The organism is Streptomyces sp. NPDC044002, from assembly GCF_056434525.1.
Genome location: NZ_JBWKEZ010000057.1, coordinates 35,538 through 54,297 on the forward strand (window position 1 = coordinate 35,538; position 18,760 = coordinate 54,297).

The following is an 18,760-nucleotide window of genomic DNA, read 5'->3' on the forward strand; positions in this document are numbered from 1 at the left end:
GGCCGGGAACGGGGCCGAAGGGCCGGGGAAATGCGGAAGGCCGGCCCGCCATAAGGCGGACCGGCCTGTCCCGGTGGGCGATACTGGGATCGAACCAGTGACCCCTTCGGTGTGAACGAAGTGCTCTCCCGCTGAGCTAATCGCCCGGGAACGCACTGAACAATACAAGAGCCTCGGGGCCGGATCAAACCGCTTCGTGCGGGGCGGCCAGCAGGGCCCGCAGGCCGCGCCGCCCGGCCCTCATCATCAGCGCGTGGTTGAGCCGGAACAGCGGCCGCCCGGCGAGCGCGAACCTCCGCAGCAGGGCGGCCCGCACCTCGACCTCCTGCTCGTAGACCGCCCGCGTGCGGCCGGCGCCGGCCGCGCCCCGGGGGCGTACGGTCCAGCGCGCCCAGCCCTCGATGTCCCCGTCCAGGGCGGCTTCGAGGACTCCGCGCTCCGGGTCGTGGAGCAGGTCGGTGACGGTGACGCGGATCCCGTACGGGAGGACCGAGCGGATCAGCGCGGTCCCGGTGCGCCCGTCGATCCGCTCGGCCCTGCGGACCTGGGGCCACCAGTCCGGGTAGCGGGCGGCGTCGGCGAGCAGGGAGTAGACGAGCGCGGGCGGGGCGTCGAGGTCCCACACGCTGCGGAAGCGGTAGTGCGTCCAGCGCGGCATGGTTCCAGTCTGGCCCGGCGGGGCGCGGCGGTGCGGGGTGTTCCGCGGAGTTCGCCGAGTAGCTACTCAGCGGCGATCTGAGTACGCACGCCCATGTCCTGATGGCGTGACGGGCGCCACACTCCGGCTATGGACTCCCCCCTTCCGCCGGCCCACGAGCTGGCGCTCATCGACGGCGAGCTGGCCCGACTGGAGGCCCGGCGCGGGTACTTGCTGGCCCGCCGGGACTGGCTGCTGCGGCTCCTGGCGGCGCAGCCGGTGCCGTCGGGGCAGTTCGGGCCCGCCGCGCCGTTCGGGCCGCCCGCGGCGGTGGCCCCGGCGGCGAAGCCGAGCGCCCAGAACGTGCTGCTGGCGCTGGGCGCGGTGCTGCTGGCGGTGGCCGCGCTGGCGTTCACCCTGGTCAGCTGGGGCTCCCTGGGGATCGGGGGGCGCTCGGCGGTGCTGGCGGTGCTGACGGCCGCGGCGCTGGCGGCGCCCGCCGCGCTGCTGCGGCGCGGGCTGCGGTCGACGGCCGAGGCGGTCGCGGGGGTGGGGCTGCTGCTGACGGTGCTGGACGCGTACGCGGTGCGCGCGGTCGGGCTGCCGGGTGCCGACGGGGTGGCGTACGCGGCGTGGGCGGCGGCGGTGCTGGCGGGGGGCTGGGCCGGGTACGGGGCGGCCCTGGGCCGGCTGCGGCTGCCCGCGCTCGCCGCGGTGGGGGCCGCGCAGCTGCCGTTGCCGCTGGCTGCGGCCGCGGCGGGGGCGGGCCCGCTGGGGGCCGGGGCGGCGCTGCTCGCGACGGCGGCGCTGGACGCGGCCCTGGCGGTGGCGGTGGCGCGCCGGGCGGTACGGGTGCCCGCGTGGGTGTGCTCGGGGGTGCTGGGCGGGGCGGCGCTGGCGGTGGGGCTGGCCCGGTCCCTCGGGGAGCCGGGTGCGGCCGGGCCGGCGCTGCTGCTGGCGGCGGGGGGCCTGCTGGGCGTGGCGGTGGCCCGGCGCGAGCCGCGGGCTTCGGCGGCCGCCCTGGCCGGGGGGCTGGCGGTGGTGTCGGCGGCCGGGGCGCTGGTCCCGGCCGGGGCGGGCTCCGCGTGGTGGGCGGTCGCGGTGCGGGTGGCGGCGGCGCTCGCGCTGTCGGCGGCGGCGGTGCGGGCGGGCTCGGGTGCGGGCGCCGTCCCGGGGGCGGTGCGGCGCGGGCTGCTGCGGGCGGGGGCGGCGGTGGCCGCCGTCGGGGCGCTCGCGGGGCTGTCGGCGGTGGCGGTGGCGCTCGTGGCCCGGGGGGCGGTGCTGCGCGAGGTGTGGGCGGCGACGGCCCCGCAGCAGGGCGGGCCGGGTGCGGGGCTCGCGGTGGCGCTGCTGCTCGCGGCGGGCGCGCTGTGGCTGCCGGGCGGGGTGCTGCCGCGGCCGGTGGCGGGGGCGTCGGCGGTGGTGTGCGCCTCGGCGGCGCTGTTCGCGGCGCCGATGCGGCCGGGCCTGCCGGCCTGGGCGGTGTTCGCGGTGCAGCTCGGGGTGGTGGCGGCGGCCGGGGTGACGGCGGTGCGGGCTCCGGCGCGGGCGGTGGCGTTCGCAGCCGGGGGGTGCGCGGCCGTGGGGGCCCTCAGCGTGTCCCTGGCGGCGCTGGACGGCCGGGCGGCCACCTTCGCGGTGTTCGGGCTGCTGGGCGCCGGCTGCGCCCTGGGAGCCGCCCACAGGGCCGCCGCGCCGGCGGTGCGGGCCGGCTGCGCGGTGGGCGCCGTCGGGTACGCGGCCGCCCTGGTGGTGGCGGTGGGCGCGGTGGCGGGGCTGCCGTGGTCCTGGCGGGCGGTGGCGGCGGTGGCCGTCCCGGCGCTGGTGGCGGCCCTGGCGCCCCGGCTGGGCCCGGTGCGGGTCGCGGCGGAGGCGGCCGCGGCTTCGGTGGGGGTCCCGGCGGTGGCCCTGGCCCTCGCCGCCGGGGACGTGCCGGTGCTGGCGCTGGTGCTCGGGCTGGCCGGGGCGGTGTGCGCCGGGGCGGCCCTGCGGGTGGATCGGCGCGCGCTGGGCTGGGCGGCGGGGGTGCTGTTCACGGCGGCGGCCTGGGTGCGGCTGGCGGCGTGGGGGGTGGTGGTGCCGGAGGCGTACGCGCTGCCGGTGGCGGTGCCGGTGCTGGCGGTGGGGCTGCTGCGCCGCCGCCGGGATCCGGGAGCCTCGTCCTGGTCCGCGTACGGGCCGGGGCTGGGGGCGGCGCTGCTGCCGAGCCTGGTGGCCGCCTGGGGCGACGCGTACTGGCAGCGGCCGCTGCTGCTGGGGACGGCGGCGCTGGCCCTCACCCTGGCGGGGGCGCACCGCCGGCTCCAGGCGCCGCTGCTGCTGGGCGGTGCGGTGCTGGCGGCGGTGGCGCTGCACGAGCTGGCCCCGTACGTGGTGCAGGTGGTGGGCGTGCTGCCGCGCTGGCTGCCGCCGGCGCTGGCGGGCCTGCTGCTGCTGGTGGTGGGCGCGACGTACGAGAAGCGGCTGCGGGACGCCCGTCGGCTGCGGGCGGCGATCGGGCGGCTGCGCTGAGGGCACGCGAGCCCGGGGGAACGGGGGCACGGGAACCCGGGAGCCCGGGGGAACGGGAACCCGGGGGAACGGGGCACGGGAGCCCGGGCGTACGACAGAGGCCCGGAGACTCTTCCGAGTCTCCGGGCCTCTGCTCCGGGTGGGCGATACTGGGTTCGAACCAGTGACCCCTTCGGTGTGAACGAAGTGCTCTCCCACTGAGCTAATCGCCCGGACGCACCGCAAACATTACCGCATGTCAGCGGTGCTCCGTGACACCCCCGGAGCCGGCGCCGGCCGGGCACCGGACCGGCCGGTCACTGGTCCTTGATGTTCCACGGCAGGGTGAGGCCGTACTTCCACAGGTAGAACCCGATCAGCGCAGCCGCGATGGCGAGGCCGACGCTGGTGAGGATGATGTTGCGGCGCCGCACCTTGGGGTCGAGGGCCTTCTGCGCGGCCTCGGTGACCTTGCGCTTGGTCCAGCGCAGGACGAGGGAGGCCCAGGCGAACTCGGTGGCCCAGATCGCGAGACCCGCGAAGATCGCGACCCAGCCGGGGCCGGGCAGGACGAGCATGGCGACGCCGGCGCCGATGACGGCGAGGCCGACGATGAAGACGCCGACCTGCCAGCTCAGGTGCAGGCTGCGGTTGGCCTTGATGAAGGCGGGTGCCTTCGACTCGTGCTGCGGCGCCTCTTCGGCGGTCGGCTCGCTGCGGGCGGATTCGTTGGTTCCGCGGTCACTCCCCGTATTCATGGCGCCGAATCTACCCGAGTCGGAAGCACACGTGAATGCCGGTTTGGATCCGCCGTCCGAGGGACCCAGAGGTCCGCAAAACGGTCAGAGGGGTTTACAACGGCACCGTAGGTGGCATGTCGATTTCGCCGACGTGCGAATCCCCGAGCGCACACTGAGCGAAAGGCCCTGGCGCTTATGAACACCACGGTCAGCTGCGAGCTGCACCTGCGCCTCGTTGTGTCGAGCGAGTCCTCACTGCCTGTTCCCGCGGGCCTGCGGTATGACACGGCCGACCCCTACGCCGTGCACGCCACCTTCCACACCGGCGCCGAGGAGACGGTCGAATGGGTGTTCGCCCGCGACCTCCTCGCCGAGGGCCTCCACCGGCCCACCGGTACCGGCGACGTCCGCGTCTGGCCGTCCCGCAGCCACGGTCAGGGCGTCGTCTGCATCGCCCTGAGCTCACCGGAGGGAGAAGCGCTGCTCGAAGCACCCGCACGAGCCCTCGAGTCGTTCCTCAAGCGGACGGACGCCGCGGTCCCACCCGGGACCGAGCACCGGCACTTCGACCTCGACAAGGAGCTGTCCCACATCCTGGCCGAAAGCTGAGCCAGGCCCCCGGCCCGCCACCGTCCGACTCGGGGCGACGGTGCGCGACGGACAACCACATACGGCAGTGCCGGCGCTGTCTCCGCGGAAGCCGTCCGCGGGGGCGGCGCCGGTGTGCTCGGGTACCTTTCCGGCGGTAAGCGCTATTGTCGGCCCCCAGCGGGCGGCAGCGGCCCGCCGCCGCAAGGCCCGGCACCCAGGGAGCGACCCCGTGCAGATCCCCCACGACACCCGTCGCGCGCTCGACGTCGTCGTCGCGCTGGTGAACACCGCGGCCGAACCGGAGCAGCCCGACGCCCTCTCCGACCTCAGGGCGCTGCGCGGCTTCGTCGAGGAGCACGCGATCAGCGACGTCGGCGAGCTGGGCTCCCGCGACCTCGCCGGGGTGCGGACGGTCCGGGGCAAGTTCGCCCAGGTCTTCGCGGCACCGAACTCCCGTGCGGCCGCCGCACTGATCAACGAGCTGGTCGCCACGGCCGGCACCACCCCGCAGCTCACCGACCACGACGGCTACGACTGGCACGTGCACTACTTCGCGCCGGGCGCCTCGGTGGGCGACCACCTGGCGGCGGACGGCGGCATGGCGCTCGCCTTCATCGTGGTCTCCGGGGAGCAGGAGCGGCTGCGCCGCTGCGAGGCCCCGGACTGCCGGCGGGCCTTCGTGGACCTGTCCCGGAACCGCTCGCGCCGCTACTGCGACAGCCGGACCTGCGGGAACCGCCTGCACGTGGCCGCGTACCGGGCCCGCCGCAAGGAGGCGGACGTCCGGCCCGAGGGCTCGGAGCAGGTGTCGGAGCAGGCGTCAGAGCAGGTAGAGGTCGTGCAGGGCGGCGAGCAGCAGCAGGGTCCCGACCACCGCTAGGAAGATCATCAGCGGCGGCTGGGAGAGCGCGAAGAGGCATCCGCGCCCTTCGGCCGCGGCGGGCGGGGCGGCCTCGGGGGCCAGAGCGGCGGCGGCCCGGGCGATGGGGGCCTCGGAGGCGGGAGCCGTCGGCTCACCCTGCGATGTGTCGAGCATGTCGGGGCGATGATCGCGCAGCGCACCCCGGTCCCGCCCCCAACACGCCATGACCGGCGCGGCAGTTCGCCGTCTCTCGTCAGATCAGGTGGTTCCCCCGCGCTTCTCCCCCGCACCGGCCCCGCATCCGCTACGAGGACCCGGTCGGCCGTGTGTCGGTCGCGGGCCCGGCCGCCGCGGTGCGGGACGGTGGGCGCGGTGGCGGCCGTCCGCACGCGACGGCCCCGGGCGCACGCGCGAGAGGCTCCGCATGACCGACAAGGACACCACCCCGACCAGCCGGCGGGCCCTCCTGCTGACCGCCGGATCCGCCGGGATCGCCGCGCTGACGGCGGCCTGCGCCCGCCCGGCCGCACCCGGCCGGGCCGCACCGGCCGCATCGGGCGCCACGCCGGGCTGCGTACTGGCCGTGACCTCCGGCGCCGGCCCGAACTACTCCGGCCGCGGCCGGACCCGCTCGGACGTCACCGAGGGCCGCGAGGGCGTACCGCTGCGGCTGGAGCTGACGGTGGTGCGCGCGAAGGACGGCTGCCGGCCGCTGGCGGGCGCCGCCGTCGACATCTGGCAGGCCGACGCGTCGGGCGTGTACTCGGAGGGCAAACAGACCTGGCTGCGCGGGGTCCAGGTCACCGACGCCTCCGGCCGCTGCGTCTTCGAGACGATCGTGCCGGGCTGGTACGCGGGGCTGGCGCCGCACATCCACTTCAAGGTCCGGCCCGACGAGCGCTCCGAGACGACCTCGCAGTTCTTCCTGCCCGACGCCTTCCTGAAGGAGGTCTACGGGCGGCAGCCGTACGCCCGCCGCAAGGCCCCGCGCGACCCGAACGGCAACGACGACCGCTACCGGGCCGCGGACGGGAAGATGACCCTGACCCCGGCCCCGGACGGCACCGGCTACCGCGCGGCGTTCACCGTGGGCCTCGCGTAGCTCCGTACGGCTCCAGGCTCTAGATCCCGTGCTTCTTGAGGATCGCCTCGATGTCGGAGAAGTCGTCGGCCGGGGCCGCCGCGGCGGGGGCCGGCCCGGCGCTCTGGCGGCCTCCCGTGCCCAGGGAGGGGGCCGAGGCGCCGGGGGCGACTGCCTCCCGGCCCGGGGCGCCCTTGGCCTGCTTCGGGGCCTTGGGGGCCCTGCCCAGGCCCCGGCGCTCCACGGCCCGGGTGGTCATGAACAGCACCCAGGCCAGGCCCAGCAGGCCGAAGCCGATCCAGACGGTCGGCTTGAAGACCATCCCGGACACCCACTCCACCACGCCGGTCAGCACCAGGCCCACCGGCACCAGCGAGTACGCAGCGATCCGCGTCGCGGCGAGGAAGCGCTTGCGGTACGCGGTCACTGCGGCGATGCCCAGGCCCGCCGCGGACACCGCGGAACAAATGGTCTCGGCGAGCATGGCGGTCCTCCGGCGGTCGGCGGCGGGTGATCTGTCCCTTCCATCCTGCACCGGCCCCCGCCGCGGCGGCCATGTCCGCGGCCCCGCCCGCACGGATCTCCGGGACATCTCGGGGTCGGATCTCCTCCTCAGGGGGTCTGGGAGACTGTCCGCATGACCGATTCCGTGATCCTCGAAGTCTGGTGCGAACTCCAGTGCCCGGACTGCCACAGCGCCCTGGACGACGTGCGCGCCCTGCGGGCCCGCTACGGCGACCGGCTGGACGTCCGGCTGCGGCACTTCCCGCTGGAGAAGCACAAGCACGCCTTCGCCGCCGCGCAGGCCGCCGAGGAGGCCGCGGAACAGGGCCAGGGCTGGCCGTACGCGGAGGCCGTGCTCGCCCGCACCGCCGAACTGGGCCAGCGGGGCGAGGCCGTACTGCTGGACGTGGCGCGTGAACTCGGCCTGGACGTCGAGGAGTTCGACACCGCCCTGATCGACGGCCGGCACATCCTGATCGTGGACGCCGACCAGGCCGAGGGCAAGGCCATCGGCGTGACCGGCACCCCGACGTACGTGATCGGCGGCGAGCGCCTGGACGGCGGCAAGAGCCAGGAGGGCCTGCGCGCCCGCATCGAGGAGATCGCCGACCGGCTGCTCGCGGGCTAGACCTCGTCGCCCGCCCCGGCGGCTGCTTCCGCCGTGGCGGGCTCCCGGCGGCCCGCGAGCCAGGCGGCGATCCGCCGCCTGAACTCGGGATTGTCCCCGGGGAAACTCCAGCCCGCGAGCCACTCCAGGTGCCGCAGGACGCTCTCCGAGCGGTACGGGTGGGACACCGCGACCACGTCGACGCCCCTCTCACCCGTCGAGCAGATGATGTACACGCTGCTGTCGAGCGCCATCATGCCGAAGCCCGGGTGGCCCGCGTGCACGCCCAGGAAGGCGGAACCCGCGCCCCGGCCCATCACGTCCCAGCGCTCCAGCAGCCGGACCCGGGTCCAGAGCGCGGGCGGCTTCAGGTGGTAGCCCTCGTGCATGTTCCGCAGCCAGGCCGCGTGCGTCCAGGTGCCCTGCGGGAGCATGACGAGGAACTCGCGCCGGTGGTCGAAGAGGCCCGTGGAGACGGCGAGCTCGTACCAGTCCTCGTTGAGCCGCTCCACGAGCCGCGGGGTGTCGTACGCGTGGGAGAAGCCCCCGGCGACGTCCTCGCGCCCGTACGAGCCGACGAACGGCATCACGCCGTCCGGCACCGCGTCCGGGATCACCTCCAGCCCGGCCCGCCGCAGCGGCCGGTACACCTTGCGCTCACGCTCCTCGGTACCCATCGGCGCCCAGGCTAGATGAGCTCCTTGCCGAAGTTGAGGTCGGTCGGCCGGTAGCCGAGGGACTCGTACAGGCGCAGGGCCGGGGTGTTGGCGGCGAACACGTGCAGCGCCAGCGTCCGGTGCCCGGCGGCGATGGCCGTGCGCTCGGCGAGCAGCATCAGGTCGCGGCCGTACCCGCGCCCGCGGTGCTCCTCGGCGACGGCGACGTCGTAGACGTACGAGCCCTCCCCGGCCCGCGCCACCCACAGGTGGCCGACGGGGGTGCCCGCCGCCTCCAGGACGGCGAAGGTGGCCCCGGGGGTGGCGAGCCCCCGCGGGAGCTGCGCGTCGTGGTCGGCCAGCGATTTGGCCCGGGCGGCCTCCTCCGGCATCCCCCGGGCGACCCAGCTCGCCGCGTAGTCGGCGCGGGCCCGTACGACCCAGGCCTCGTACTCGTCCGGCGTCATGGGCCGGCCCATGACCCCCTCGGAGAGGGCGGGCGGGGCGGTGGGGAGCTCCTTGGCCATGTTGCGGCTGGACTCGGTGTACCCGAGGGCGGAGGCGAGCCGGAGGCCGCCCGGGGAGCCGGCCGGGACCGAGATCCGCACCCGGCGGCAGCCCCAGCCGCGCAGCACCTCCTCGGCGGCGAGGGCCGCGACGGTGGCCCGGCCGCGGCGGCGGTCCGGCTCGTTGATGGCCAGGTCCCGGATCTCCCCCACCGTCGGCCCGAAGGGCGTGTCGGCGGCGATGAGCAGCGCCCCGACGCGCCTGCTGTTGACGCGGACCTCGTACGGGCGCGAGCGTGCGCCGGAGTCGCTCTGCTGCAGCGGCCCGCTCGGCCGCAGGGTGGTGGTCATCGTCGAGTTCTACCCGCCCCGCGCCGCCGTGACCACGGGGCGTGGGGCGCCCGGGGGGAGGCTCAGGGGTCGATGTCGGAGGCGGCGCGCTCGTCGAAGACGCGCATGGCCTTGGCGGTGACGGGGCCGGGGGCGCCGGCCAGGAGGCGCCCGTCGACGCGGTGGACGGCCTGTACGTCGCGCAGGGTGGAGGTCAGGAAGACCTCCTCGGCGCGCTCCAGGACGTCGAAGGGAAGGTCGGTCTCCTTCGCGCCGGTCCATTCGACGGCCAGCGCGCGGGTGATGCCGGCGAGGCAGCCCGAGGCGACGGGCGGGGTGTGGATCTCGCCGTCGAGGACGACGAAGACGTTGGAGCCGGTGCCCTCGCAGAGCTGTCCGACGGTGTTGGCGAAGAGGGCCTCGGAGGCCCCCGCCCGGCCGGCCCGGTCGAGGGCGACGACGTTCTCGGCGTACGAGGTGGTCTTCAGGCCGGTCAGCGCGGAGCGCTCGTTGCGGACCCAGGGGACGGTGATCACGGCGGTGGTGTCGGGGCGGCGGGTGGTCCCGCCGACGGCGACGACCAGGGTGGGGCCGGCGTCGCCGCGGTCGGAGCCCAGCGGGGACAGTCCGCCGGTGTAGGTGATCCGGAGCCGGCCGAGCGGGACGGGGTTGGCCTCCAGTACGGCGGCGCAGGCGCGGCGGACCTCGTCGAGGTCGGGGTCCGGAAGGCCCAGGCCGCGCGCGGAGCGGGTCAGCCGCTCCAGGTGGCGGGTGAGGGCGAAGAGGGTGCCGTCCTGGGCCTTGACCGTTTCGAAGACGCCGTCGCCCACGGTCAGCCCGTGGTCCAGCACGGAAACCTTCGCGTCATCGGCGTCGCGCAGCGTGCCGTCGAGCCAGATCCTCACCGTACGGTTCCTCCACTCAGGTCGTGCGTCGTCTCGTGTACGCCGGGCAGGGGTCCGCCGGAGGCCAGTGCGACCAGCCGGGCGGCCTTCAGCTCGGTCTCGGCCCATTCGCGTTCGGGGTCGGAGCCCCAGGTGATCCCGGCGCCGGTGCCGAAGCTCAGGCGGGGGCCGCCGGGTGCCTCGCGGTCGATCCAGAAGGTGCGGATGCCCACGGCGAGCGCGGCGGTGCCGCGGTCGGCGTCGACCCAGCCGATGCCCCCACAGTAGGGGCCGCGGGGGGCGGTCTCCAGCTCTTCGATGATCCGCAGGGCGGAGGACTTGGGGGCGCCGGTGACCGAGCCGGGCGGGAAGGTGGCGGCGAGCAGCTCGGGCCAGCCGGCGTCCTCGGCGAGTTCGCCGCTGACGGTGGAGACGAGGTGGACGAGGCCGGGGTGCTCCTCCAGGGCGCAGAGCTCGGGAACGGTGACGGAGCCGGTGGAGCAGACGCGGCCGAGGTCGTTGCGTACGAGGTCCACGATCATCACGTTCTCGGCGTGGTCCTTGGGCAGCAGGTCGGCGGCGGTGCGGCCGGTGCCCTTGATGGGTCCGGACTCGATGTGGCGGCCGTCGCGGCTGAGGTAGAGCTCGGGGGAGGCGGTGGCGATCTCGACGCCGTGGGCCCTGAGCCGAATCGTTCCTGCGTAGGGGGCGGGGTTGCCGCGCGCGAGGAGCGAGGTCAGGGCGTCCACGTCGGCGGCGGCCGGGTCCGGCAGGGGCGCGGACATCACGCGGCAGAGATTGGCCTGGTAGACCTCCCCCGCCGCGATGTACTCGCGGATCCGCCGGACGCCCGCCACGTACGCGGAGCGGTCGAGCGAGGAGGACCACCGGTCGGCCGCCGGTCCGCGCCAGGCCCCGGGCACGGGCGCGGGTACGGGGTCGGGGCGTATGTCGCCGAAGCGCGCGCAGACCAGCCGGCCTTCGAAGTCTGCGGTCACCGCCCAGAACCCGGTGGAGTCGAGGGCCGAGGGGTCGCTGGTGACGTCTCGGAGGTCGGTCGCGAGAAGGCCGCCGAAGCGGGCCAGGGGAGGCAGGTCGTGCACGGCTGCGAGTCTATGACCGGTGGCGCGATGGCGCCGGTGAGGTGACCGACGGGTGACCTCCGGTGATCGGGTGGCAGCACGCTGCGGAAACGCGTTTTTGAGCTGGCCCGGGAATCCGCTAGAGTTCAACACGTCGCCAGGGAGCGCCGGGGAAAAACCCCGGAGCGAACACGGTGACACTGCGGACGTAGCTCAGTTGGTAGAGCACCACCTTGCCAAGGTGGATGTCGCGAGTTCGAGTCTCGTCGTCCGCTCTGAGTGGGGGATCTTCCCGAGAACCCCTGCACACTCCGAGGTGGAGTGGCCGAGAGGCGAGGCAACGGCCTGCAAAGCCGTCTACACGGGTTCAAATCCCGTCTCCACCTCCAAGGACGATTAGCTCAGCGGGAGAGCGCTTCCCTGACACGGAAGAGGTCACTGGTTCAATCCCAGTATCGTCCACTTGGATCCCCACGGATCCACCCGCGCGATTAGCTCAGCGGGAGAGCGCTTCCCTGACACGGAAGAGGTCACTGGTTCAATCCCAGTATCGCGCACGCAACACCGCCCGACCTGCGGCTTCGCATCACGCGAAGAAGGTCCCCGCGCGATTAGCTCAGCGGGAGAGCGCTTCCCTGACACGGAAGAGGTCACTGGTTCAATCCCAGTATCGCGCACATCACCGGAAGCCCCGGCCGTCACGACGGCCGGGGCTTCCGCGTTGCCGTGGACGTCCGGGTACGCGAAAAAGGGTGCTGCCCGTCCGACTCCCCAGTCGTACGGGCAGCACCCTTCACCTGCCGTCCGTCACTCCCCCGTCCCCACGGGGTGCGACAGGCCGATGTCCCGGCCCGGACCGCTCTTCCGGGCCCGGGGCGCCGCTCAGCGCCCCAGCATCACGCCCACGGACGACGCCTGCGCCGCCACCTGCTCGAAGCCCCCGAAGAGGAAGAGCAGGAGGGCGGCCAGGGGGAGGACCATGGCCGCGGCCACCAGCGGGTGCCGCTTACCGGACTCATGGCCGTTGAACGCGAATGCCTTGCGTCCCTGCCGTGCGATGTCCGCCATGGTCCTCTCCCTGTCGTCTGGCAGCGGCGGGCTTGTGACCTCGGGGGACGAGTGCGCCACCCGCCGCTTGTCTTCAACACTAGGTGGCCGGAAGGCTCCTGGCCTCATGCCCTCGTACCCCTTGCCGGGCCTCCAGGAGGATGACGGGGCCGGCCCCCGCGTACTCCCCTGGGTGGAGATCCCTCCCCCGTGATGGGGGTCTTCCCGGAGGGGGCTTTCGGAGCGTAGTGACTTCGCTCACTTCCGTCACTCCCCGCACACGCATGTCTTCGTACGGGGCGTTGACGGTCCCGCCCGCCTGGACCGCCCGATCCCCCTCGGATCCGGCCCGCCGCGGAAGCTGCGGGGCTGCCAATCCCCTTGACCCGAGGGCCGTTTGGGCCGGAGCGCCGAGGGCGGGCCGCGGTCGGGTGCGGAAGCTGTCGCACCCTCAAGTGGCCTGCCCCGCACTGACAATCGAATCCCTCCGGGAGGGCGCGGCCTCTGAGCGCTCGTGCCGGATGGTCCGTAAGCTGTGCCAGGTCAGCAGGACGACCGTCAGCGGGGTGGACATGGCGATGATGCGGCTCCGGCGCGAGGACCCGCGTGTCGTCGGCTCGTTCAGACTGCACCGGCGGCTCGGTGCCGGCGGCATGGGCGTGGTCTACCTGGGGTCGGACCGGCGCGGCCAGCGCGTGGCCCTCAAGGTGATCCGGCCCGACCTGGCCGAGGACCAGGAGTTCCGCTCCCGGTTCGCCCGCGAGGTGTCCGCGGCCCGGCGGATCCGCGGCGGCTGCACGGCACGGCTGGTGGCCGCCGACCTGGACGCGGAGCGCCCCTGGTTCGCCACCCAGTACGTGCCCGGCCCCTCGCTGCACGACAAGGTCGCCGAGGAAGGGCCCCTGACGGCCGCGCAGATCGCCGCGATCGGTGCCGCGCTCTCCGAGGGCCTGGTCGCCGTGCACGAGGCGGGGGTGGTCCACCGGGACCTGAAGCCCTCGAACATCCTGCTCTCCCCCAAGGGCCCCCGGATCATCGACTTCGGCATCGCCTGGGCCACCGGGGCCAGCACCCTGACCCACGTGGGCACCGCGGTCGGCTCCCCCGGCTTCCTCGCGCCCGAGCAGGTGCGCGGCGCCGCCGTCACCCCGGCCACGGACGTGTTCGCGCTCGGTGCCACGCTCGCCTACGCGGCCACCGCCGACTCGCCCTTCGGGCACGGCAGTTCCGAGGTGATGCTGTACCGCGTGGTGCACGAGGAACCGCACCTGGTCGGGGTCCCGGACGCGCTCGCCCCGCTGGTGCGGGCCTGCCTGGCCAAGGACCCCGAGGAACGGCCGACCACGCTCCAGCTGTCGATGCGGCTGAAGGAGATCGCCGCCCGCGAGGCGCAGGGGCTGGGCGACGGGCGCCCGCCGGCCCAGCGGGCCCGTGTGGAGCGGCCCGCGGCACGGCCCGACGGGCGGGGCCCGGGCCAGGCCGACCGCAGCACGGAGCGGCGTACCGGGGGCGCGACCCCCGTCGCCAGGCCGCAGGGCCCCCACAGCGGGCCCCAGCCGCGGCCCTCCTCGTCCCGCAACCCGGGATCCACCGCCGGGCGCACCGGGGGCCGACCCGGGCCGCGTACGACCGGCACGGGGCGCCGCCCGTCGCGGCCGGACCCGAAGCTGATGCGGCAGCGGCTGATCGTGTTCGTCGTGGTGACGCTGATCGTCGCCCTGGGCATCGCGCTCGCGCAGAAACTCTGAAGGGGTGCCCGCCGGCCGGCGGGCACCCCTTCGTACGTGGCTGCGACTACGCGCGGCCGCTGCCGGCCACCGCGTAGAAGGCGACGGCCGCGGCCGCGCCCACGTTCAGCGAGTCCACGCCGTGCGCCATGGGGATGCGCACCCATTCGTCGGCGGCGACCAGCGCCTGCGTCGACAGCCCGTCGCCCTCCGCGCCCAGCATCAGCGCGACCCGGTCCAGGGTCTGCGGGGCCGCCACGTCGATCGGCGAGGCCTTCTCGTGCGGGGTGAGGGCGAGGAGCTTGAAGCCCGCCTCCCGCACCGTGTCCAGGCTCTTGGGCCAGGCCTCCAGGCGGGCGTACGGGACGGAGAACACCGCACCCATCGACACCTTCACCGAGCGCCGGTACAGCGGGTCCGCGCAGTCGGGCGACAGCAGCACCGCGTCCATGCCGAGGGCGGCGGCGCTGCGGAAGATGGCCCCGATGTTGGTGTGGTCGTTGACCGCCTCCATGACGGCCACCCGCCGCGCCGACGCCAGCAGCTCCTGCGCCGTGGGCAGCGGCTTGCGCTGCATCGAGGCGAGCGCGCCGCGGTGCACGTGGTAGCCGGTGACCCGCTCGGCGAGGTCGGGGCTGACCGCGTAGACGGGGGCGGGGAGCTCGTCGATGACGTCGCGCATGACGTCGACCCACTTGGCCGAGAGCAGCATCGACCGCATCTCGTACCCGGCGTCCTTGGCCCGCCGGATGACCTTCTCCCCCTCGGCGATGAACAGGCCCTCGGCGGGCTCGCGGCGGCGCCGCAGCTCGACGTCGGTCAGGCCCGTGTAGTCGCGCAGGCGCGGGTCGTCGGGGTCTTCGATGGTGATGAGATCAGCCACAGGGTGATACTGCCTTGTCCTGGGTGCGGTGCCAACGGCCTGTCAGGCGTCGGTGAGGGGTGCGTTGACGCGTACGACGTCACCGATGACGATGACGGCCGGCGGGCGGACCTCCTGCGCCTTGACGGTCTCGCCGACCGTGGCGAGGGTGGCGTCCACCCGGCGCTGGGTGGCGGTGGTGCCTTCCTGGACGACCGCGACGGGCGTGTCGGCGGAGCGGCCGTGGCGGACCAGGGCCTCCGCGATCAGGCCGATCTTGTCGACGCCCATGAGGATGACGATCGTGCCGGTGAGCTTGGCGAGGGCCGCCCAGTCGACGAGGGAGCGCGGGTCGTCCGGTCCGACGTGGCCGCTGACCACGGTGAACTCGTGCGCGACCCCGCGGTGGGTGACGGGGATCCCGGCGGCGCTGGGCACCGAGATGGAGCTGGAGATGCCGGGCACCACGGTGCAGGCGATCCCCTCGGCGGCGAGGGCCTGGAGCTCCTCCATGCCGCGGCCGAAGACGTACGGGTCCCCGCCCTTGAGCCGGACCACGGCCTTGCCGGCCTTGGCGTGCTCGATCAGGGCGTTGTTGATGGCCTCCTGGGCCATGAACCGGCCGTACGGGATCTTCGCGGCGTCGATGACCTCGACGTGCGGCGGGAGCTCGTCGAGCAGGTCGCGGGGGCCGAGCCGGTCGGCGATGACCACGTCGGCCTCGGCGAGCAGGCGGCGGCCCCGCACGGTGATCAGGTCCGGGTCGCCGGGCCCGCCGCCGACGAGGGCGACACCGGGGACGCGGGGGCGGGCGGCGGTCAGGGAGCCGTCGCGCAGCCCCTCGACGACCGCGTCGCGCACGGCGGCGGAACGGCGCGGGTCGTTGCCGCTGAGCACGGCGACGGTGACGCCCTCCACCCGGCCGGTGGCCGGGGTCCAGGCGGTGGCGGCGTCGGCGTCGTCGGCTCGCACGCACCAGACCCGGCGGGCCTCGGCCTCGGCGGAGGCGGCGTCGTTGGCGGCCCGGTCCCGGGTCGCGATCAGCGCGTACCAGGCACCGTCGAGGTCGCCGTCCTGGTAGCGGCGCCGCTCCCAGCGGATCTCGCCGGTCTCCGCCATCACGTCCACGGAGGGGGTCGCGGAGGGGGAGATCAGCAGCACGTCGGCACCGGCCGCGACGAGCGCGGGCAGCCGGCGCTGGGCGACCTGCCCGCCGCCGATGACGACGACGCGGCGCCCTGCCAGACGGAGTCCTACGGGGTAGGCGGGGTGTGCCGGGTTTGCCATGGCGGTTGCGGCTCCTGATGCGGCGGGGTGTGGACGGCGGCTGCCGCTGCTGCGCTGGAGCGGCTGGTCGGGCACACGGTGCGGGGCGCCCGTCCGGGACCACGATACGTCCCACGGCCGCCGCCGGTACCTGCGGGGGCGAACTTCGGGGAGGGGGTTTCGGCTGGTCGGGGTGGGGGTGGCGGGATTCCCACCGGCCGGATCGGGCAGGGCTGGGGGTTTCCCGGCAGTCCCATCGTCCTTCCGTGCCGGGCCGGTCCCTCAAGGGCGCTCCCTCCGGTCGCGTCACTGCGTGATCGCCTTCGGCGACCCTTGACCGACCGACCCGCCCCGGAACGCCGAAAGACTGCCGGGAAACCCCCGAAGAAACGGTCACGGGGCAGGAGCCGGAGGGACGGGTCCCTCACGGATGAGACGAGGGGCCGGACGCCGGCCCGCCGGGCATCCGGGCCCCCAGATCTGCGATCCCGGACCAGGGGCGCGACTACCCGCACGAAAGGCCGACCGGAGCGACCTGGGAAGCCCCCGGACGCATCAGATCGCTACGCGCTCCCCACTTATCAGCGTCCACCGGCCGTAGGGGGCCGATACCCGCACGAGAGGCCGACGGCTGTCCGCTTCGGCGTCCGAAATCCCCTCCCGCTCCCTGACGTCAGGGGGCATGGCCGGCCCGCCGCACGTGATCGCAGCGTCCTTCTCGGGTGGAGCGGCCGCTCTGCACGCGGCGTACCGACCGCTGGACGTTGACCGGCTCGTGTTCTTGAACCCACGCAAGTGCTGGTGCTGAGTGTCCGGGCCGCGGAAGGCGGTCGAACCGTATGCATGGGTCCTACCTGCGTTTGCGTTTGACGACGGCCCGGCACGGGGCTGCACTGGATTTATGAACGCTGCGGCGGCTCCGCCTTAGGGAGAGCAGCGATGACAACCATGGATACGTTCAACCTTCTACAGCCGTACAAGATCGCCGAGGAGACGTTCGTCATCCCGTGGGCCCTTGAGGCCCCGCCGGTCGGCCACTTCCCGATGAACTCGATGGTGATCCGGGGAGCCGAACCGGTCCTCGTGGACACCGGGGCGCCCGCAGTGCGCGCCCAGTGGCTGGAGGCAGCCTGGTCCGTCGTGGATCCCCTGGACGTACGGTGGATCTTCCTCACCCACGACGACCGCGACCACGCCGGCAACCTCCTGGCAGTCCTCGCGGAATGCCCGAACGCGACCCTGCTGACGACATGGTTCTCCATCGGCCGCATGGCCGAGGAGTGGGAGACTCCCATCAACCGGTGCCGCTTCATGACCGACGGCGACACGATCGACGCGGGCGACCGCACCCTGGTCGCCAAGCGACCACCCCTGTATGACAACCCCACAACCCGCGCCCTCTTCGACCCGAAGGCCAACGTCCTGTGGGCCGTCGACACCTTCGCCACGAACGTGCCGACCCCCATGCCCGAAACAGCAGCGATGTCGCCAGACGAATTCCGCGACGGCCAGTTCTTCGGCGGGCGCCTGGTCTCCCCCTGGGTCGCCCTGCTGGACGCCCAGAAGTTCGGGACGGTCGTCACCGACTTCCAACACCTGAACGCCGAGGTCATCGCCGGCTGCCATTGCCCAGTCCTCCGCGGCCCGCAGATCCCCGAGGCCTACGACCTCCTCCGCCAGCTCCCCGAAATCCCACCGTGGGCAGAGTTCACCCAGGCCGACCTGGACCAGTGGATGGCGGCTGCCGAGAGCTCGGTTCCGCCAGAGCAGCCGCGGCCGTCGGGAACGTGAGCGGCGTTGGAGCTCCGTGTTCGGACCACAGAAGGTGTGCCAGAACCGGTTCTCGTGAACAAGGCAGCCATCCCTTGGACTCATTCATCCAGCGGGTGGCGCGGGTGATCCGGCCCTGACCCCGCCTCCCGGCGGGGCCGGAGTCATGGCGTCAGACCGTGCGGCCGAAGTAGGCGGCGAGCCGGTCCAGCAAGGGTGCGTCCTCCGCAACGGCCTTCGCGGGGCCGAACAAGCCGGTCTGGGGACGGGCGGCATCGGGGTAGTTGCCGTACCAGGTCCGGAAGACGGCCTCGACGGCGTCCGGGTCACCAGCACGGTCCTGGCCGGTGGCCGTCGCGAGGTCCCAGCCGTGCAGCACGGCTTCCAGCAGGTACACATCAGCCAGGCGCGGCCCCAGCCGACCTCCGGGCAGCGGCATGTGCCGCTGGAGCGCACCTTCCACCTGCCAGGCGGCCAGCGCTTCCTTGGCCCCCTCGGCATAGACCTCACCGGGCTGCCGCTCACCGACATGGTCCTGCCCGAACAGACCGAAGTCGGCGGCTCCCCCACCGGCAAGAGCCGCGAAGTAGGGGTTGCCGGCCACCATGTGGTTGGCCAGGGTCCGCACGTCGAAGTCGTCGCACGGGGTGGGCAGCCCGTACTGGCCGGGGGTGGTGTTGCCGAGCAGCTGAGCCGTGTGGGTCAGTGCCTTCTCCAGCAGCTGGATGTCCTGGGTCATGATGATCGCGCCTTCCTCGATGGTGCGCCTCCCGCCCCTGGTCAGGGGCCCTGGATCGCCGACAGCCCCAGAGTGGACCCACTTGCGGACAACTTCGGTCCGCATCTCGACGGAAACGGGACGCAACAAGCTGCGTGTGGACCTCGCCTTCGAGTGCACAGTGGCTGACGCCGATGGAGCCCGCCTGGAGTGCGGTCACCAGAGGCCCCCGGAGTCGGCTCCGTAACACCCCAGGACGGGCCGCAGACGCCGAGACGCGAGGAGCGCGTAGCGATCTGCTGCGCCTGGAGGCTCCGCAGGTCGCCCAGATCAACCTCTCGTGCGGGTAGCCGCGCCCGCGACCCGGAAACCGGGCATCTGAGGGCCCGGATGCCCGGCG

18 protein-coding genes, 7 tRNA genes and 1 pseudogene are annotated in these 18,760 nt (G+C 74.1%); 12 read left to right on the plus strand and 14 right to left on the minus strand.

The annotated features are described in order from the left end of the window. Positions 1 to 74: 74 nt before the first annotated feature. Both AC07A6_RS31870 and AC07A6_RS31875 read right to left on the minus strand, forming a co-directional pair. Positions 75 to 146: transfer RNA gene (locus AC07A6_RS31870), tRNA-Val, on the minus strand. A 38-nt stretch (positions 147 to 184) separates the two neighbouring features. Further along, entirely contained in the window at positions 185 to 658 is a 474-nt protein-coding gene (locus AC07A6_RS31875; protein ID WP_362474162.1) for an SRPBCC family protein, read from the minus strand. A 129-nt stretch (positions 659 to 787) separates the two neighbouring features. Here AC07A6_RS31875 and AC07A6_RS31880 point away from each other — a divergent pair, with 129 nt between their 5' ends. Beyond that, positions 788 to 3,148: an SCO7613 C-terminal domain-containing membrane protein gene (locus AC07A6_RS31880; protein WP_478779446.1), complete on the plus strand. Its 2,361-nt coding sequence runs from the start codon at positions 788 to 790 to the stop codon at positions 3,146 to 3,148. Between the two features lie 140 nt (positions 3,149 to 3,288). Here AC07A6_RS31880 and AC07A6_RS31885 read toward each other — a convergent pair. Next, positions 3,289 to 3,360 (minus strand) — tRNA-Val (locus AC07A6_RS31885). A gap of 84 nt (positions 3,361 to 3,444) precedes the next feature. Beyond that, the gene (locus AC07A6_RS31890) at positions 3,445 to 3,885 is read right to left on the minus strand and encodes a TIGR02611 family protein (RefSeq protein WP_427707369.1); all 441 of its coding nucleotides are present in this window, start codon (positions 3,883 to 3,885) and stop codon (positions 3,445 to 3,447) included. Between the two features lie 177 nt (positions 3,886 to 4,062). On the opposite strand from AC07A6_RS31890, the gene AC07A6_RS31895 reads away from it, so the two are divergent. Beyond that, positions 4,063 to 4,476: an SsgA family sporulation/cell division regulator gene (locus AC07A6_RS31895; protein ID WP_030011909.1), complete on the plus strand. Its 414-nt coding sequence runs from the start codon at positions 4,063 to 4,065 to the stop codon at positions 4,474 to 4,476. A gap of 211 nt (positions 4,477 to 4,687) precedes the next feature. Continuing rightward, positions 4,688 to 5,236, plus strand: a pseudogene (locus tag AC07A6_RS31900) (CGNR zinc finger domain-containing protein); the annotation flags it as partial. A 42-nt stretch (positions 5,237 to 5,278) separates the two neighbouring features. Here the strand turns inward: AC07A6_RS31900 and AC07A6_RS31905 are convergent. Then, the gene (locus AC07A6_RS31905; RefSeq protein WP_362473921.1) at positions 5,279 to 5,494 is read right to left on the minus strand and encodes a hypothetical protein; all 216 of its coding nucleotides are present in this window, start codon (positions 5,492 to 5,494) and stop codon (positions 5,279 to 5,281) included. Between the two features lie 250 nt (positions 5,495 to 5,744). Between AC07A6_RS31905 and AC07A6_RS31910 the strand changes: the two genes are divergently transcribed. After that, positions 5,745 to 6,422: a dioxygenase family protein gene (locus AC07A6_RS31910; RefSeq protein WP_478779447.1), complete on the plus strand. Its 678-nt coding sequence runs from the start codon at positions 5,745 to 5,747 to the stop codon at positions 6,420 to 6,422. 19 nt (positions 6,423 to 6,441) lie between these two features. Here AC07A6_RS31910 and AC07A6_RS31915 read toward each other — a convergent pair whose 3' ends face one another. Continuing rightward, positions 6,442 to 6,885 carry a hypothetical protein gene (locus tag AC07A6_RS31915; RefSeq protein ID WP_478779448.1) on the minus strand — a complete coding sequence of 148 codons (444 nt, stop codon included), beginning with the start codon at positions 6,883 to 6,885 and terminating at the stop codon, positions 6,442 to 6,444. A 153-nt stretch (positions 6,886 to 7,038) separates the two neighbouring features. Between AC07A6_RS31915 and AC07A6_RS31920 the strand changes: the two genes are divergently transcribed. Further along, a complete protein-coding gene (locus AC07A6_RS31920; RefSeq protein WP_362473930.1) occupies positions 7,039 to 7,533 on the plus strand; it encodes a DsbA family protein in 495 nt (164 codons plus the stop codon). Here the strand turns inward: AC07A6_RS31920 and AC07A6_RS31925 are convergent. The 4 genes from AC07A6_RS31925 to AC07A6_RS31940 all read right to left on the minus strand — a co-directional run bounded on the left by AC07A6_RS31925 (position 7,530) and on the right by AC07A6_RS31940 (position 10,991). Further along, positions 7,530 to 8,189: a hypothetical protein gene (locus AC07A6_RS31925; protein WP_478779449.1), complete on the minus strand. Its 660-nt coding sequence runs from the start codon at positions 8,187 to 8,189 to the stop codon at positions 7,530 to 7,532. The genes AC07A6_RS31920 and AC07A6_RS31925 overlap by 4 nt on opposite strands. An 11-nt stretch (positions 8,190 to 8,200) precedes the next feature. Then, entirely contained in the window at positions 8,201 to 9,025 is an 825-nt protein-coding gene (locus AC07A6_RS31930; protein ID WP_478779450.1) for a GNAT family N-acetyltransferase, read from the minus strand. Between the two features lie 62 nt (positions 9,026 to 9,087). Continuing rightward, complete coding sequence (locus AC07A6_RS31935; protein WP_478779451.1) at positions 9,088 to 9,909, minus strand: aminotransferase class IV; 822 nt, start codon at positions 9,907 to 9,909, stop codon at positions 9,088 to 9,090. Continuing rightward, positions 9,906 to 10,991: a chorismate-binding protein gene (locus AC07A6_RS31940; protein ID WP_362473941.1), complete on the minus strand. Its 1,086-nt coding sequence runs from the start codon at positions 10,989 to 10,991 to the stop codon at positions 9,906 to 9,908. The genes AC07A6_RS31935 and AC07A6_RS31940 overlap by 4 nt, the downstream gene beginning before the upstream one ends. Before the next feature lie 181 nt (positions 10,992 to 11,172). Here AC07A6_RS31940 and AC07A6_RS31945 point away from each other — a divergent pair. The 5 genes from AC07A6_RS31945 to AC07A6_RS31965 all read left to right on the plus strand — a co-directional run bounded on the left by AC07A6_RS31945 (position 11,173) and on the right by AC07A6_RS31965 (position 11,647). Then, positions 11,173 to 11,245: transfer RNA gene (locus AC07A6_RS31945), tRNA-Gly, on the plus strand. 40 nt (positions 11,246 to 11,285) lie between these two features. After that, positions 11,286 to 11,359 (plus strand) — tRNA-Cys (locus tag AC07A6_RS31950). Position 11,360: 1 nt separating this feature from the next. Further along, positions 11,361 to 11,432, plus strand: a tRNA-Val gene (locus tag AC07A6_RS31955). Positions 11,433 to 11,455: 23 nt separating this feature from the next. Beyond that, positions 11,456 to 11,527: transfer RNA gene (locus tag AC07A6_RS31960), tRNA-Val, on the plus strand. 48 nt (positions 11,528 to 11,575) lie between these two features. Continuing rightward, positions 11,576 to 11,647 (plus strand) — tRNA-Val (locus AC07A6_RS31965). A 205-nt stretch (positions 11,648 to 11,852) separates the two neighbouring features. On the opposite strand, the gene AC07A6_RS31970 is transcribed toward AC07A6_RS31965, so the two are convergent. After that, on the minus strand, positions 11,853 to 12,062 hold the full coding sequence (locus AC07A6_RS31970; RefSeq protein ID WP_385771627.1) for a hypothetical protein: 210 nt from the start codon (positions 12,060 to 12,062) through the stop codon (positions 11,853 to 11,855). Positions 12,063 to 12,589: 527 nt separating this feature from the next. Between AC07A6_RS31970 and AC07A6_RS31975 the strand changes: the two genes are divergently transcribed. Next, positions 12,590 to 13,765 carry a serine/threonine-protein kinase gene (locus AC07A6_RS31975; RefSeq protein WP_362473944.1) on the plus strand — a complete coding sequence of 392 codons (1,176 nt, stop codon included), beginning with the start codon at positions 12,590 to 12,592 and terminating at the stop codon, positions 13,763 to 13,765. Positions 13,766 to 13,811: 46 nt separating this feature from the next. Here the strand turns inward: AC07A6_RS31975 and AC07A6_RS31980 are convergent, their stop codons facing one another. After that, on the minus strand, positions 13,812 to 14,627 hold the full coding sequence (locus AC07A6_RS31980; protein WP_007263096.1) for a TrmH family RNA methyltransferase: 816 nt from the start codon (positions 14,625 to 14,627) through the stop codon (positions 13,812 to 13,814). Between the two features lie 42 nt (positions 14,628 to 14,669). Beyond that, a complete protein-coding gene (cobA, locus tag AC07A6_RS31985; RefSeq protein WP_362474937.1) occupies positions 14,670 to 15,893 on the minus strand; it encodes a uroporphyrinogen-III C-methyltransferase in 1,224 nt (407 codons plus the stop codon). Between the two features lie 918 nt (positions 15,894 to 16,811). Here cobA and AC07A6_RS31990 point away from each other — a divergent pair. Then, positions 16,812 to 17,663 carry an MBL fold metallo-hydrolase gene (locus tag AC07A6_RS31990; RefSeq protein ID WP_478779452.1) on the plus strand — a complete coding sequence of 284 codons (852 nt, stop codon included), beginning with the start codon at positions 16,812 to 16,814 and terminating at the stop codon, positions 17,661 to 17,663. A gap of 151 nt (positions 17,664 to 17,814) precedes the next feature. On the opposite strand, the gene AC07A6_RS31995 is transcribed toward AC07A6_RS31990, so the two are convergent. Further along, a complete protein-coding gene (locus tag AC07A6_RS31995; RefSeq protein ID WP_478779453.1) occupies positions 17,815 to 18,381 on the minus strand; it encodes a TIGR03086 family metal-binding protein in 567 nt (188 codons plus the stop codon). Positions 18,382 to 18,760: the final 379 nt, after the last annotated feature.

Coding starts and splice junctions, on each gene's coding strand:
- AC07A6_RS31875 (WP_362474162.1), bottom strand. CDS start 658: ATGCCGCGCTGGACGCACTACCGCTTCCGCAGCGTGTGGGACCTCGAC.
- AC07A6_RS31880 (WP_478779446.1), top strand. CDS start 788: ATGGACTCCCCCCTTCCGCCGGCCCACGAGCTGGCGCTCATCGACGGC.
- AC07A6_RS31890 (WP_427707369.1), bottom strand. CDS start 3,885: ATGAATACGGGGAGTGACCGCGGAACCAACGAATCCGCCCGCAGCGAG.
- AC07A6_RS31895 (WP_030011909.1), top strand. CDS start 4,063: ATGAACACCACGGTCAGCTGCGAGCTGCACCTGCGCCTCGTTGTGTCG.
- AC07A6_RS31905 (WP_362473921.1), bottom strand. CDS start 5,494: ATGCTCGACACATCGCAGGGTGAGCCGACGGCTCCCGCCTCCGAGGCC.
- AC07A6_RS31910 (WP_478779447.1), top strand. CDS start 5,745: ATGACCGACAAGGACACCACCCCGACCAGCCGGCGGGCCCTCCTGCTG.
- AC07A6_RS31915 (WP_478779448.1), bottom strand. CDS start 6,885: ATGCTCGCCGAGACCATTTGTTCCGCGGTGTCCGCGGCGGGCCTGGGC.
- AC07A6_RS31920 (WP_362473930.1), top strand. CDS start 7,039: ATGACCGATTCCGTGATCCTCGAAGTCTGGTGCGAACTCCAGTGCCCG.
- AC07A6_RS31925 (WP_478779449.1), bottom strand. CDS start 8,189: ATGGGTACCGAGGAGCGTGAGCGCAAGGTGTACCGGCCGCTGCGGCGG.
- AC07A6_RS31930 (WP_478779450.1), bottom strand. CDS start 9,025: ATGACCACCACCCTGCGGCCGAGCGGGCCGCTGCAGCAGAGCGACTCC.
- AC07A6_RS31975 (WP_362473944.1), top strand. CDS start 12,590: ATGGCGATGATGCGGCTCCGGCGCGAGGACCCGCGTGTCGTCGGCTCG.
- cobA (WP_362474937.1), bottom strand. CDS start 15,893: ATGGCAAACCCGGCACACCCCGCCTACCCCGTAGGACTCCGTCTGGCA.
- AC07A6_RS31990 (WP_478779452.1), top strand. CDS start 16,812: ATGACAACCATGGATACGTTCAACCTTCTACAGCCGTACAAGATCGCC.
- AC07A6_RS31995 (WP_478779453.1), bottom strand. CDS start 18,381: ATGACCCAGGACATCCAGCTGCTGGAGAAGGCACTGACCCACACGGCT.